General features: G+C 37.4%; 13 protein-coding genes. 5 read left to right on the top strand and 8 right to left on the bottom strand.

Features of this window, described 5'->3' with window-relative positions; all coding sequences use genetic code 11:
- Positions 1-54: 54 nt before the first annotated feature.
- From VSAL_RS02300 to dusA, 6 genes are all read right to left on the bottom strand, one after another.
- Positions 55-816, bottom strand: coding sequence for a phosphoadenylyl-sulfate reductase (locus tag VSAL_RS02300; RefSeq protein ID WP_012549229.1), 762 nt, complete (start codon positions 814-816; stop codon positions 55-57).
- Positions 809-2,539 carry an assimilatory sulfite reductase (NADPH) hemoprotein subunit gene (cysI, locus tag VSAL_RS02295; protein WP_012549228.1) on the bottom strand — a complete coding sequence of 577 codons (1,731 nt, stop codon included), beginning with the start codon at positions 2,537-2,539 and terminating at the stop codon, positions 809-811. Before cysI ends, VSAL_RS02300 begins: the two co-directional genes overlap by 8 nt.
- Positions 2,539-4,362, bottom strand: coding sequence for an assimilatory sulfite reductase (NADPH) flavoprotein subunit (locus VSAL_RS02290; protein ID WP_044583167.1), 1,824 nt, complete (start codon positions 4,360-4,362; stop codon positions 2,539-2,541). The genes cysI and VSAL_RS02290 overlap by 1 nt, the downstream gene beginning before the upstream one ends.
- A 134-nt stretch (positions 4,363-4,496) precedes the next feature.
- Positions 4,497-4,727, bottom strand: a complete 231-nt coding sequence (locus VSAL_RS02285; protein WP_035470606.1) for a hypothetical protein — start codon at positions 4,725-4,727, stop codon at positions 4,497-4,499.
- Between the two features lie 145 nt (positions 4,728-4,872).
- Positions 4,873-5,571, bottom strand: a complete 699-nt coding sequence (locus tag VSAL_RS02280) for a TIGR04219 family outer membrane beta-barrel protein (protein ID WP_012549225.1) — start codon at positions 5,569-5,571, stop codon at positions 4,873-4,875.
- A 118-nt stretch (positions 5,572-5,689) separates the two neighbouring features.
- Positions 5,690-6,706 carry a tRNA dihydrouridine(20/20a) synthase DusA gene (dusA, locus tag VSAL_RS02275; protein WP_012549224.1) on the bottom strand — a complete coding sequence of 339 codons (1,017 nt, stop codon included), beginning with the start codon at positions 6,704-6,706 and terminating at the stop codon, positions 5,690-5,692.
- 207 nt (positions 6,707-6,913) lie between these two features.
- Between dusA and VSAL_RS02270 the strand changes: the two genes are divergently transcribed.
- From VSAL_RS02270 to VSAL_RS02255, 4 genes are all read left to right on the top strand, one after another.
- Positions 6,914-7,984 (top strand): tyrosine-type recombinase/integrase, encoded by a 1,071-nt coding sequence (locus VSAL_RS02270; protein WP_012549223.1) that lies wholly within the window; start codon positions 6,914-6,916, stop codon positions 7,982-7,984.
- A gap of 134 nt (positions 7,985-8,118) precedes the next feature.
- Positions 8,119-9,180, top strand: coding sequence for a site-specific integrase (locus tag VSAL_RS02265; protein WP_012549222.1), 1,062 nt, complete (start codon positions 8,119-8,121; stop codon positions 9,178-9,180).
- A gap of 45 nt (positions 9,181-9,225) precedes the next feature.
- Positions 9,226-10,287, top strand: a complete 1,062-nt coding sequence (locus tag VSAL_RS02260; protein WP_044583165.1) for a helicase RepA family protein — start codon at positions 9,226-9,228, stop codon at positions 10,285-10,287.
- Between the two features lie 262 nt (positions 10,288-10,549).
- Positions 10,550-10,909 (top strand): DarT ssDNA thymidine ADP-ribosyltransferase family protein, encoded by a 360-nt coding sequence (locus VSAL_RS02255; protein WP_049940322.1) that lies wholly within the window; start codon positions 10,550-10,552, stop codon positions 10,907-10,909.
- Here the strand turns inward: VSAL_RS02255 and VSAL_RS22645 are convergent.
- Positions 10,910-11,916 (bottom strand): IS630-like element ISVsa8 family transposase gene (locus VSAL_RS22645; RefSeq protein WP_085941781.1). Its coding sequence is split into 2 segments (ribosomal slippage): positions 10,910-11,538 and positions 11,538-11,916, totalling 1,008 coding nucleotides; the frame shifts between segments, so codons are not numbered across the junction.
- 110 nt (positions 11,917-12,026) lie between these two features.
- Here VSAL_RS22645 and VSAL_RS24215 point away from each other — a divergent pair.
- A complete protein-coding gene (locus VSAL_RS24215; protein WP_407921283.1) occupies positions 12,027-12,257 on the top strand; it encodes a DarT ssDNA thymidine ADP-ribosyltransferase family protein in 231 nt (76 codons plus the stop codon).
- A gap of 8 nt (positions 12,258-12,265) precedes the next feature.
- Here the strand turns inward: VSAL_RS24215 and darG are convergent, their stop codons facing one another.
- On the bottom strand, positions 12,266-13,291 hold the full coding sequence (gene darG / locus VSAL_RS02235) for a type II toxin-antitoxin system antitoxin DNA ADP-ribosyl glycohydrolase DarG (RefSeq protein ID WP_012549217.1): 1,026 nt from the start codon (positions 13,289-13,291) through the stop codon (positions 12,266-12,268).
- Positions 13,292-13,393: the final 102 nt, after the last annotated feature.

Genomic DNA, 13,393 nt, shown 5'->3' with positions numbered 1-13,393 from the left:
AAAGACAGTGAATAATCGCTGTCTTTTTATTTTTATCGACGATAGAAAGAAAAATTAAATTCCAGAGCCTTCCGCTTCAGCATCATCTTCATGTAACCCACACTCTCTCTTTAATCCAAAAAATCGAGTGTCTTCTTCTTTCATTCCCGGTTCCCATTTCTGAGTTGTATGTGTATCACCAACAGACAAATATCCTTCGTCTCTTAATGGATGATAAGGTAATCCTTTCTCTTCCAAATAATAGTGCACCTCTTGATTACTCCAATCGATAACCGGTAGAAATTTAAATACCCCATTTTGAATACTTAAAATAGGCAAATGTGAACGAGAACTTGATTGATCACGACGTAATCCCGAGAACCAAACACCCACTTGAAGTTGATCTAATGCTCTTCGCATCGGCTGAACTTTATTTAAACGGTTATAATGTTTAAGTCCATCGACGCCCTGCTCCCATAACTTTCCGTAGCGTGCTTCTTGCCACATGGGAGTTTCATCTGCTGTAAATACTTGTAAATTCAAGTTCAGACGCTCCGTCAATGTATCAATAAATTGGTACGTTTCAGGAAAAAGATACCCAGTGTCCGTTAAAATTACAGGCGTATCAGACTTAACGTCCGTGACTAATTGCAACATTACCGCGGCCTGAATTCCAAAGCTTGAAGAAACTGCAGGTTTACCTTCTAGATTATCTAAAGCCCAAGAAACTCGCTCTTGAGCCGTCAGTTGTTCAAGCTCGGTATTAATTTCAGCTAAGCGTAAAATTTGCTCGACTTTATTTAATGACAGCAGCTCTGACAGTTGCAATTTAGGCATAAAAGTCCCTTTTTGATACTTTCACTTCATCCACAATTCCGGCTCGAATGGTAAAATCACCAAAGCCTTCATTCTCTTGACGCTCAGTTGCCCAACGACCAACCAATTCATCAATCTCTGATAAGATTTGGCGATCCGTTATATTTTCTTTGTACATTTTAGGAACACGAGTACCACTGCGATTACCGCCTAAATGGAAATTATAACGACCCGGAGCTTTACCGATTAAACCAATCTCAGCAAGCATTGCTCGACCGCACCCATTAGGGCATCCCGTCACTCGGAAAATAATATTATCGTCTTCTGGCAAATTATGTTTTTTCAGTACCCCTTCAATCTCTGTGACAAATTCAGGAAGGAAACGTTCTGCTTCTGCCATCGCTAATGGACAAGTAGGAAAAGCCACACACGCCATTGAGTTTTTACGTTGTTCTGAATGCCCATCATCAATTAAACCATGCTCTCGAGCAATTTGCTCTATCTGATCTTTTTGCTCAGCAGGTACCCCAGCAACAATTAAGTTTTGATTGGCTGTCATTCTAAAATCACCTTGGTGGATCTTAGCAATCTCAGCAACACCGGTTTTTAATGGCTTACCTGGGTAGTCTAATAAACGACCATTTTCGATAAATAATGCAAGATGGTGCTTACCATCAATGCCATCTACCCAACCAATTCGATCACCACGTTCTGTTAGCTCATAAGGACGGCTTGCTTCAAATTGAATACCAGCACGCTTTTCGACTTCCGCTTTAAAGACGTCAACACCCACGCGATCTAACGTGTATTTTGTTTTTGCATTTTTACGATTTGAACGATTACCCCAATCACGCTGAGTCGTTACTACCGCTGCCGCCACTTCCAATGTTTTTTCTAATGGCACAAAACCAAAATCATCCGCTCGACGAGGGTACGTTGCCGTATCACCATGCGTCATCGCAAGGCCCCCACCAACCAATACATTAAAACCAACTAATTTGCCGTTATTTGCAATGGCAATGAAATTCAAATCATTGGCATGCACATCAACATCATTTTGTGGTGGAATAACGACGGTAGTTTTAAATTTACGAGGAAGATAGTTACTGCCTAAAATAGGCTCTTCATCTGTGGTTTCTAATTTTTCACCATCCAACCAGATCTCAGCATACGCACGAGTTTTTGGTAATAAATGCTCACTGATTTTTTTTGCCCACTCGTAAGCTTCTTGATGTAGCTCTGATTCCACCGGATTGGTCGTACACAATACATTTCGGTTTACATCACCCGCAGTTGCAATCGAATCAATACCAATGCTATTCAATGTTTGATGCATTAATTTAATGTTTGGCTTTAATACACCATGAAACTGAAAGGTTTGACGTGTAGTTAAACGTAAGCTGCCATACGATGTATTTTCTTCTGCAAACTTATCAATCGCTAACCACTGTTTTGGGGTAATAATTCCACCCGGCATACGTGCACGAAGCATTACGTTATGCAGAGGTTCTAATTTTTGTTTTGCACGCTCAGCTCGAATATCTCGGTCATCTTGCTGATACATGCCGTGAAAACGGATCAATTGAAAATTATCGTTGGTAAAACCGCCCGTAATGCGATCTTGAAGATCCTCAACGATCGTACCTCGAAGGTTTTTGCTTTCACGCTTTAGACGCTCGTTATCCGCTAATGGGCCAAGTTCTGTGCCTGATAAGATTGTTTTTACTGCAATTTGTTCGCTCATTAGTACACATCCCTTTGGTAACGTTTCGCCTTACGCAGATCATTTACAAATTGCTCTGCTTCTTCTCTGTTCTTTTTTCCTTGCTGCTCAACAATCGTAATTAATGCTTCATGTACGTCTTTTGCCATGCGAGTGGCATCACCACAGACATAAATATAAGCGCCATCTTGCAGCCACTGCCACACTTGAATTGAATGCTCTAAGATACGATGTTGAACATAGACTTTTTCTTGTTGATCACGACTGAACGCCACATCTAATTGATTTATAACACCTGACTTAAGGTATTTTTGCCATTCAACTTGGTATAAGAAATCTTGCGTAAAAGTTCTATCACCAAAGAATAACCAGTTTTTACCTTCTGCATCACGATTGTCACGTTCTTGAACAAACGCACGGAAAGGGGCAATACCCGTACCAGGACCAATCATGATGACTGGCACGTTGTCATCTTGAGGAAGTTTGAAATTATTATTGTGTTCAATAAACACGTTCACTTCTGCGCCTTCTTCTAGACGATGAGATAAAAAGCTAGAGGCACCACCGAATCGAGTTTCATCCCCCAGTTGATATTCAACCACACCGACAGTCAGGTGAACTTCTTCATCCACTTCACTCTGGCTTGAAGCAATAGAATATAAACGAGGCGTTAGACGGCGAAGTAAACCCACTAGTTGCTCTGCCGTTAATTTGGTTTTCTTTTCTGATAACAGATCAATCACTTGAGTATTGCCAGCGTATTGACGTAACTTATCTTTGTCTTGAACTAACTTCTCTAACTTTTTACTGCCTGATAGCTCTGAAAACTTGCTGACTTGCTGTGGATTTGCTGATGTGATTTCATATTTTTCAATTAAGGCTTTTTGAAGAGATATTGATTCATCATCGACTTCAATGTGTTCTTCTCCAGTTAATCCAACTTGTTTTAACACAGCGGTGACTAACTCTAGACTATTTTCAAACCACACACCTAATGCATCACCTGGCTGATAAGTTAATCCTGAATCTTCAAGATCAATTTCAATATGGCGAACATCTTTACCTGAATCTCGACCCGTAATTTTCTGACTGGCTAATAATGTCGCGGTGTATGGGTTTTGTTTTGAATATTGCGAAGCAGAGCGCGCCGCTTGACCAACAGGTAATTGCACTACCTGTCCATTTTTAGACTCATTATCTGTTGATAAGGTTTCTTTTACTTTCTCTAACGCTTGTTTACGCCACTCAACGGCAGAAGCTTCATAATCAACATCCAGATCAATACGATCAATAAATGCGGTTGCTCCTTTTTTGGCTAGAAAGCCATCAAAATCTTTCCCGGTTTGGCAAAAAAATTCATAGCTTGAATCCCCTAAACCAATCACACCATAGTGTAATTTATCTAGCTTAGGTGCTTTTTTCGATTGTAAAAATTCATGCAGCTCAATGCCATTATCAGGGGCTTCTCCCTCACCATTAGTAGATGCAACAATAATAACGTGCGTTTCTTTAGCGAGGTTTTTGCCTTTATAATCACTCGCATCAAATAATTCAACACGAATACCAATCGCTGACGCTTCTGCTTTTAATGCTTCAGCGACACCTTTTGCATTACCGGTTTGTGAGGCATAAATAATTGATAATTTACTAACAGGCTCACTTGATACCGCCACGGCGGCTTGGTTTGCTGGTTGTGTGGCACCAGATGTTTGGCTTACCCCCCAAAGATAACCACTTACCCAAGCAAGTTGTTGTGGAGATAATTCTGAAGCGGCTAGCTGTAATTGACCTATTTGTTGATCATTAAGTGGGCTAGCGAGTGCGGAGAGTTCCTTTAATAACATGACGACATCCCTATTCATTGCGTCATGTTAGATTAGCGACTCTTTCCAATAACAAGAAAGAATAGATAAGAATGTTTTATAACTTTTTGGAAGAAAGAAATGTTTGCTTTGTCTTTATTTGTTCATTATAAGCACTAATCATTAATCCTGACTTGATTGAATCCAACGGCTAATGCGCTTTTTGACGCCGATTCTAAATCCCTGTATTTCAGCTCTCCTCCCTTCATATCCGTAAGTAAAACAAGGCCTCCGTGGACATGGCGAAATTCTACAATCCAAGTATCTTCTACCATCGCTGATTCAATTACGGCCTCAACAAGTTGGTCTTCTTGGTACATCAATTTTAATTCACTTAATGTCGTCATAACTGCATCCTTAACAAATATGAATATCATAGTTATATCCATTCTATAAGCATGGTCAATAAACCTAGATTGAGCAAATTTTAAATAAAAAAATAGCGACTCAGTTTCCTGCGCCGCTATTCTCAATAATTTTTGTTATCTTTGATTAGAAATCAAATGACAAACCGCCGAACCAGCCATCTACCATGACGTTTGCTTGGTCGCTATCAAAACCTTCAAAGTAACCAAACTCATGATCCATAACTCGATAACCCAGCTTGAATTCAACATCAACGGTTTCATCAACAGGAAGAATGTACTTAACCCCTGCTTGACCATCCATTGTTCGAGTATCGCTGCTGCTACCAAAATCATACTGACCAAAAATATGGAAGTTTGTATTTGGAATATGCAGTGACGCATCCGCGTACATGTTCATCGCCGTTTCACTAAAGCTTTGATCGTGTGGTTGCGTTGAATCAACAGAGCCACCTTTATTGAATTCACCATTGGCAAACTGCGTTAAGGTCAAACCTACATCAAACTGAAGACCGTTAGTGTCTAATAATTTATAGTAACCCGTATAATCGATTTGATCATATTCAAAACGATCTGCTTTCACAGGGGTATAACGTACTTTTACATTTGGTAAAATTGGGTATGGATGTTCAAATGCAATAGAAAACGCTTGTGATGCATCAACATCATTATCACGAACGGCATTATCTTTAGAGCCAACCTTTCCATCAGGGAACCACGCATCAATAGCAATTTTAGTCGTAAACTCCTTCTCTGCTGAATGTGCAGGTACTGCCAATACTAAGACAACAGAAGCAACAACAGTGGTGAGGGATAATTTGTTCATGCGTAGTCTCCATTTGCGACGCTATTTGGTTCATCTGCGGTCATAATAAACGATTTGGTTTATTTATGTACTCTTCTTTTTCTTTCTATATAAAACTTATCAGCTCAATATCAAAAGCTTACACATCCAGTTCGGCTGGAATTTTAGCAAGAGCGGCTTGAACCACTTCAATACCTGAGCCTGGTTTGTGTGCATTTTCACTGATGTAACGTCGCCATTGTCTTGCACCTGGCATACTTTGAAATAACCCAAGCATATGACGAGTAATGTGGCCTAAATGAGCCCCATTCTCCAATTGACGCTCAATATACGGATACATTGATTCAACAATTTCACGGCGTTTTTTAATTGGTTTATCGCTACCAAACAACTGTTGATCAACTTCCGCTAATAAGTATGGGCTTTGATACGCTTCGCGACCAATCATTACACCATCTAAATGCGCTAAATGTTCTTTTGCTTCTTCAAGTGTTTTAATTCCACCATTCACAGCAATGATCAGTTGAGGGAAATCTTTCTTAATTTGATACGCTCGAGGGTAATCAAGCGGTGGGATCTCACGGTTTTCTTTAGGGCTTAATCCACTCAGCCACGCTTTACGCGCATGGATGGTAAATTGGTCACAACCGCCTTTTTCATGGACCGTTGATACAAATTTAGTTAAAAACTCATAGCTATCTTGATCATCAATACCTATGCGTGTTTTAACTGTCACTGGAATATCGACAACCGCTTTCATTTCAGCAATACATTCAGCCACTAATTCTGGATCGGCCATCAAACAAGCACCGAAACGACCGTTTTGAACACGATCTGATGGACAACCTACATTCAAGTTTATTTCATCATAACCACGATCTGCCGCTAATTTCGCACAATGTGCTAAATCTTTCGCGTTTGAGCCCCCTAATTGCAGTGCTAATGGATGCTCTTCTTCATTGTAAGCAAGGAAATCACCTTTCCCATGAATAATGGCACCCGTCGTGATCATCTCGGAATATAAAAGAGCATGCTCAGATAATTGTCGATGAAAATAGCGGCAATGGCGGTCAGTCCAATCAAGCATTGGAGCGACAGAAAAGCGTTGTAGTGGATGCATAGTTAAAATCTCTTTACTATTCAAAGTGTTAGCCATACATTCTATTACGGCAAAACGGTATAAAACGAGCGATATTATCGAGTTTATTACCTCAAATGTCCCCTAAGGGATGTTTTTGGGGACAAATAAGACACGCACGAGCTCTTGGAACGTAATTATACATTCAGCTCGTAAGTACTTCAAATAGGTACTTTAAAATCATCAACCCCTTTCTATTCATTAACGAATTTAGGAAGATTATATATGGCAACTGTAGCTATCGAAAAAGTTATAGGCAAAAAAGCAATAAAATATAAGGCTAGAGTCCGATTAACTAGTAATAGGAAGCGTATTTTCGAACAATCAAAAACTTTTACCAAAGAGAGTGAAGCTAAAAATTGGGCAACTAAATTAGCTAAACAACTAAATAAAAGTGGAGTGCCAACAGAAAAACAAAAAACAATTCTCATTGGTGACCTTATTACTAAATATCTAATTGACCCAGTCACTTCAGCCTCTATTGGTCGTTCAAAATATGCTGTTCTTAGTCGACTAAGAGCATATGACATTGCCCTTATACAAGCAGATTTACTCACAGCCCATGATCTTATTAATCATTGCCGTGTTCGTAAAGAGGAGTCTACACACCCTCTACCCCAAACCATATATCATGATATTACCTACCTCAAGAGTGTAATCGACGTTGCTGAGCCCATGTTTGGTTATATTGCAAATACCAAAGCTCATCATGATGCAATTCCAACCTTGGTAAGGTATGACCTTATTGGTCGAAGTCAACGCAGAGAACGACGCCCAACGAACAAAGAACTAGTCACAATGGAACAGGGATTAACAAGGCGACAATCACACCGCTGCGCTAATATTCCTCTCGTCGATATTTTTCATCTATCTATTATGACATGTATGAGATTAGGTGAAATTACGCGAATCACATGGGATGACGTCGACTTTAAAGCTTCCACATTAACTATACGTGACCGTAAAGATCCTAGAAATAAACATGGCAACAACTGCATCATTCCACTTTACCAAAAAGTAAAAGAGATCATTGAGCGTCAACCTAAAGTCGGTACACTAATTTTTCCATATAAAAAAGAATCTATTGGTGCTGCGTGGCAACGAGTATGTAAAGAAGAAGGTATTGAAGATCTCCACTACCACGATCTTCGGGCTGAAGGTGCCTGCCAGCTTTTTGAGCGAGGATTAAATATCGTAGAAGTGTCTAAAATTACAGGACATAAAGACATCAACGTCCTCAATAATGTCTATCTCCGTCTTGGTATTTCTGAAATTCACCATAATTTATCCTCATAAAATATCCTTAATAATCTACACCTTGCGAATATCTGTAATATTAATAAGAATTTCACAACGTTTGATTGAACACCTATCTCTCATTGATTAATCTCAATTTCACACGACTACTGTGAAATTGAGGTTCAAAAAAAATGGCAACAAAAACGATTGAAACTGTTAAACGTAAAAACGGCACTAGCTATAAAGCTCGTGTCCGTCTAACGTCATACGGTAAAACAATCGCTGAATATTGCCAGTGTTTTAATTTATATATAGATGCAAAAAAGTGGTCAGAGAAAATAGCTAAGGAAGCCGATTCGAAAGGAGCTACTTGGTTAAACGCTCAAAAAAACCCAAAGAAAATTTTAATCTCTGACGTACTGTTGATGGTTCTAACAAGGTCTCCTACAGCAGAGAATTTAAAAAAATCTAAACGTTCAAACTTAAAAAAATTACAATCTTATCCTATAGCAAAAATTCCTCTAACTTCTTTAACTGCAAAACATTTGTTTGAACATTGTGTACTTAGATGTCAAACAGTGAAACCTCAGACTGTAGCTCATGATCTATCCAATCTTTCTACTGCATTAAAAGATGCAAGTGTTTTTTTCGATTTACCTTTTGATTCGTCTGTATTTACAAATGCGTACTCTTCATTACAGCGCCACGGTTTTATTGCCCGTAGTGATATTAGAACACGTCGTCCAAATAAAAATGAATTAAAACTTATTATCGATGAGCTTAGCTTGAACAGAAAAAATTATTTATTACATATTTTTGAATTAACTCTTGAGACTGCGTTACGACGTGGAGAAATAACAAAACTTCGCTGGCAAGATTTTAATTTAAAAAACAAAACATTAACCGTTAGAGGCCGTAAGCATCCTTGTAATTCAAAACGGCAAACAACAACTATTCCTTTAAGTAAAAAAGCGGTAGAAATCCTAATTAAAATCCCAAAAAACATTGAATCTGACTTAATTTTTACAATTAAATCAGCCTCAATTAGTACGAATTGGCGCAAGTTAATGAAGAAGTTAAAGATCAAAGACCTTCATTTTCATGATCTTCGAGCGGAAGCTGCTTGCCGCTTTTTCGAGCTTGGGCTTACACCAGTTGAAATAGCTAAAATTACTGGACATAGAGATATAAATATTTTGATGAATATATATTTACGACTAAAAGTATCTCCAGAGAGACTTCTAGTTGCTTAGTTAATATCAATGAAGAAAAAATCATAAAAAATGGAGTTCAAACATATGTCACAACAAATCCAAAACTTAGAACTAAACACTAAAAACCATTTAGAACGCTTTGGAACCCTTCTTTTTTCTATAGGTTCAAAAGGTTATGACTGCGTTGCAAATTGGCTTGTTCACGATCTAATACCATCATCCTCATTTGGCATTATCTATGGTGCCAGTGGATCTCTCAAATCATTTCTAGCAATAGATCTGTGCTGCTCTATCACAAGAGGAAATCATTGGAATTATCATGCTGTTAAAAAAGGAGCCGTTGTTTATGTAGCAGCAGAAGGACAGATGGGTGTAGCTAAACGTATTAAAGCCTGTGAAATAGCTAACTCTATCAAAACTGAACATCTCTATGTTTTAGGGCACAGCCTTACAATGTCCGAAGAATCAAATCAAGAAGCTCTTATCACTGCAATACAAGAAATAGAACAAACAAGAAATGTAAAAGTACAGCTAGTTGTTCTAGATACTCTTGCACGATGCTATTCAGGAGATGAAAACACATCACGTGATATGTCAGCTTTTGTTCACGGTTGTGACATAGTTAGAGCGGTGACAGATACTACAATACTATGTATCCACCACTCAGGTCGTGACGAAGCTAAAGGAGCTCGAGGAAGTTCAGCACTAAAGGCCGCTTGTGATTTTGAATTTCACGTAAAACGAACTGGAAAATCAAAACTTCTTACCTTTACAAATACTAAACAAAAAGATGGAGAAGAAGCTCCTAATATGGAAGTAGAATTTGATTCTATCGAACTTGGAATTAATGATGTAAACGGGAAAGCACTAACTTCTCTAGCTCTAATAAAATCAGTAGTACAGCAACATAATCTCATTGTTTCAGACAACCCAGTAATTAAAGCTCTACAAGAAAATTCTATTTCTAAAATAAAAAGAACCCACTTAAAAGAAATGCTTTTCCCAAATACAACTATGAATGTAGCACAGCGTAAATCACTCAGTCGCTGGTTGAAAAACTTAGAATCCGATGGGAAAATTCTAATCGAAAAAATATCTATTCAAAAATCATCGCCTGACGATATGATTGTAAATTTGCTCCATTAATTAGATAGTTGTGACCGTGTGACACTCCGAAGGAGTGTCACACGGTCACAACATCTAACTCATTACGAACACATCTAAGCCATCAAATAAATATCCCTATAAAATATATAAAATATGTTGTTTTTAAATGGCGTACTACATAATTTAAATTTTTATTCCGATAATATTTAATCACCATCAAATTAACGTATAAAAAAACAATTACGAGCATTTACATGTGGTATATCTATCGACTGAATTTATTATTTATCGAGAGTAAAAAATGGCACGAGACTATGAAAATGGAAAGCTTCTTTACCACTTCACTGCACTAAATAACCTAAAAAACATTATCGAACATGGATTGTTATCTAGGCGCGCAATTAATAATTTTATAGATGTTGCAAATCCAGATATTTTGAAAAATAGAGAGCGTTTCAATCTTGATTCAATGGTCCCATTTCACTTTTTTTCAGACAATCCATTTGATGGAAGAGTTTGGATAGATAACCCCACAAAAGATTTTATTTACTTAACAGTTCAAAGGGCTCATGCCAAAGCTTCTGATTGGAAAATATCGCCTAAACACCCCCTAAATGGTGTATTCACGCTGTTAGATTATAATGATGGCATTGATAAGTAGTCACGCAAAAGTTATTGTGAATTTTTCGCCGTAATAATTTAATATGTTTTTGATGTTAATACTGAGGTCTTCAAACGTTTTGAACGCTTCACATGGTAACCATTCATATTTTACTTTCTTCCACAATATCTCAATGATATTGAGCTCTGGAGAGTACGGTGGTAGATAACAAACTAATACATCATTTATCAACCACTCATGCAATTTTTGTTTAAATTTTGCTGACCTATGAAAAGAGGCATTATCTAAGATAATAAAGCATGGCTTATCGTTTTTTCGTGCGTTGATAAAGTGCTCAAATGCATCAATTACTGTATCGGTAGTTACTCTTCCTTCCGTTGTTTGAAAACTCAATTTACCTTGTCTACTTAAGAAGCCAAGAACATTGAGCCGTTTGCTGTGTGAATGAGCAGGCCTTAGCGATTGAACACCGATAGGTCCCCAACAATAAGGAAGATTAGATTTCTGACTAAAGCCTGACTCATCAAAATAAAAGAGTTCACATTTATTCGTACGTTCCATTTCAATCAATGAATTCAATATATTACTGAAATTATTGAATTTCATATCGTCACGCTTTAACTTTAATGAGTGTCGGGCTCTTTTGTAACTGTAATCACTTTTTTTATATTTCGTTTAATAGTGTCTAAGCTGGATTTTTTACCTGTTTCTTCTTCAAGTATTGCTTGTGCTCGTTTAAGTTGATGTGGCTCTTCATCAACCAATGACTTCAAACGATATACTTCTGCTTCTGTGTAAATAGGTTTTCTACCTATACGAACAGCGTCATACAATCCGAGCATTCCACAGGCTTCCCAATGGTCTATCCATGACGATATGGTCTCAAATTTAGCGTCTAAAATATCAGTTAACGCTAAAATAGAGTAGCCTTTATCACTGAGAATAATCGCATGTGCTCGTATTCTTACTCTATTTTTTGGATGATTAGCGATCGCTTCTTTTAGGGTTATTTTTTCATTGTCTGTTAAAGGATTAACTGCTTTCATTATGATATAGACACTGACGTTAAAATACTCATTTTAATACCATATGGATATATGGATATATGGTAAAGGCGAAATCTTCATTCTCGAAAACTTATCATTAACTACTTACTATTAATTGGGAATTGATGAACCAACGAGATTATGGGGATGATGAGGGGCGTAGTGTATGTATGGCTGAATGTTTATCTCCAAATCCGGTTCCAGCTACAAATATAACTCAGATATATGTTGCCACTCAGGAAAATAAAGAGTCAGTTGAATCTATTTTAAGAGACTACCAACTCTCACCTCACGTAAATCTTAATGCTGCTATGTTTCCCAAACGAGGAAGCCGCGACTAGAAAGTTAATTAATTCAATGGGAGCCATTTTTCTTCATATAAACGAACAAAAGCTCCCTTAACTACGCCATTAGACGAGTTAAAATTATTAGATATAATATCTAATGTTGTATTAGCAAGATCAACGTTAGCATTTTTGTTCTCATTAGCAACCCACAAAGCTGTACTTATTATTGCCATTCCATCCTTAGATTCATATCCAGAAATTAACTCCATTACATCAGAAATTTTTTTTATTTTTTCTACTTTCTTTTGTAACAGTTTTTTAGCCTCTACGACAATTTTACTTTCTAGAGTAATGAAAGAGCTTTGGATTGGCTTATTAACTCCTGAAATATAAAGAAAATCACCATCCATTTTACTTAATGCCACATGAAGAACATCAGAGAATGGTACTTCCCTAAATTCATTGAATTTAATACCAGTTAAAGATAGACCATTACATTGAAGTAAATACATTAAACAATGAATTTCAAGTTCTGTAAGTTGTTGTTTTTTAGTCATTCTCAAGTAATAATTAAGTGTATAGATAAGAATGCTACGCCCTTCAGTTAATGGCAATTTCTTCCTCAAGTTTGGCGTGTTATTAGGAGCATATATACGCCATTCAATATTTTCTATATTACTTAATTTATCCAGCATTACCCGCTCTACCTGACTCCAAGGTAGCCCCCCTAACCCACTCCCAAGAGCAGGAAGTGCCACAGAATTAATCTGGTTTTCTTTTACTACTTTAATAAGATCATTTAGCCCTTCTTCTATATATTCAATCTTCGATTTCCCTCGCCAATGGGCTTTAGTCGGAAAATTAATAATATAGTTTGGTATACTACCTTCATCAGTTTCAACCAGTAAAACCTTCCCCACAGAAAGTAATTCTTTTTTACAAACATCTCTATAGATAAGAAAGTTCTCGTGAAATTTTTCTTTGAATTGATAAGCTAGACCTTTCCCCATGACACCAACAGTATTCACTGCATTAACAAGTGCTTCTGCATCATCATTTAGAAGGTCGCCTTTTACATAAACTATCATCGTCACTAAATACCAAAGAAATAAAAAAATCCCATACTAGAGGCCTAGTCTATTCTAATCGCTATTAATCAAATTAGCACTTTCAACACTGTCTAATTGGGA

The organism is Aliivibrio salmonicida LFI1238 (genome assembly GCF_000196495.1).
Lineage (GTDB): Bacteria > Pseudomonadota > Gammaproteobacteria > Enterobacterales > Vibrionaceae > Aliivibrio > Aliivibrio salmonicida.
The sequence above is the reverse complement of the archived record's forward strand: the minus strand, read 5'-3'. Positions and strand labels throughout refer to the sequence as shown.

Coding starts and splice junctions, on each gene's coding strand:
- VSAL_RS02300 (WP_012549229.1), bottom strand. CDS start 816: ATGCCTAAATTGCAACTGTCAGAGCTGCTGTCATTAAATAAAGTCGAG.
- cysI (WP_012549228.1), bottom strand. CDS start 2,539: ATGAGCGAACAAATTGCAGTAAAAACAATCTTATCAGGCACAGAACTT.
- VSAL_RS02290 (WP_044583167.1), bottom strand. CDS start 4,362: ATGTTATTAAAGGAACTCTCCGCACTCGCTAGCCCACTTAATGATCAA.
- VSAL_RS02285 (WP_035470606.1), bottom strand. CDS start 4,727: ATGACGACATTAAGTGAATTAAAATTGATGTACCAAGAAGACCAACTT.
- VSAL_RS02280 (WP_012549225.1), bottom strand. CDS start 5,571: ATGAACAAATTATCCCTCACCACTGTTGTTGCTTCTGTTGTCTTAGTA.
- dusA (WP_012549224.1), bottom strand. CDS start 6,706: ATGGCTAACACTTTGAATAGTAAAGAGATTTTAACTATGCATCCACTA.
- VSAL_RS02270 (WP_012549223.1), top strand. CDS start 6,914: ATGGCAACTGTAGCTATCGAAAAAGTTATAGGCAAAAAAGCAATAAAA.
- VSAL_RS02265 (WP_012549222.1), top strand. CDS start 8,119: ATGGCAACAAAAACGATTGAAACTGTTAAACGTAAAAACGGCACTAGC.
- VSAL_RS02260 (WP_044583165.1), top strand. CDS start 9,226: ATGTCACAACAAATCCAAAACTTAGAACTAAACACTAAAAACCATTTA.
- VSAL_RS02255 (WP_049940322.1), top strand. CDS start 10,550: ATGGCACGAGACTATGAAAATGGAAAGCTTCTTTACCACTTCACTGCA.
- darG (WP_012549217.1), bottom strand. CDS start 13,291: ATGATAGTTTATGTAAAAGGCGACCTTCTAAATGATGATGCAGAAGCA.